Annotated in this window: 1 protein-coding gene; it reads left to right on the top strand. The window is 75.3% G+C overall.

All coding sequences use genetic code 11. From position 1 onward, the window contains the following. Positions 1 to 66 precede the first annotated feature (66 nt). Positions 67 to 632: protein kinase (locus D7V97_RS43495; protein WP_147445282.1), on the top strand; the 566-nt coding region annotated here is incomplete at its 3' end.

Here is a 632-nt window from a genome sequence, read left to right as displayed (position 1 = left end):
GGGGAGGGGCTGGTCGGGGTTGGCATCGTCCTGATGCGAGCGCTCTGGTAGCCTTCCCGCACCCGCATGCGCTGTCCGGTCTGCCACCGCCGCCTCGCTCCCGGCGCGGCGTGTCCCGTGAATGGCGTCCCCGCCCACGAGTCCGGTCCCCCACCGGAGCCGCTGGCGATCCCGGACGTCCCCGGCTTGTCCGGTGCCGCCCTGTTGGGCGTGGGGGGCTTCGCCCACGTCTTCGCCGCGGTGCGCGAGGAGGACGGCCGCGAGGTGGCCCTCAAGGTGGGCCTGGGTCCGCACCACGCCCGTTTCGCGCATGAGGCGGAGGCGCTGCGGCGCGTGGGTCCGCCCACCGTGCCCGCGGTGTTCCAGGAGGGGCGCGTCGGTGGCAGGCCCTTCCTCGTGCAGGAGTTGCTGCGCGGCCAGACGCTCGCGGCGTGGATGGCGGCGCTGCCCGGCACTGGGGCCGCGTCCGTGGCGCGCGTGCGCGAGTTGCTCGCGGGGCTGTGTCCGGCGGTGGCGCGTGTGCACGCGGTGGGGCTCGCGCACCGGGACCTCAAGCCGGAGAACCTCTTCCTGCGCGAGGGCGGTGCGCTGAGCCTGTTGGACTTCGGGCTCGCGCGGCGACTGGACGTTGG

Source organism: Corallococcus sp. CA053C, assembly GCF_003611675.1.
Classification (GTDB): Bacteria; Myxococcota; Myxococcia; order Myxococcales; family Myxococcaceae; genus Corallococcus.
Note: the sequence above shows the minus strand (reverse complement) of the source record. Positions and strands in the feature narration are given on the sequence as shown.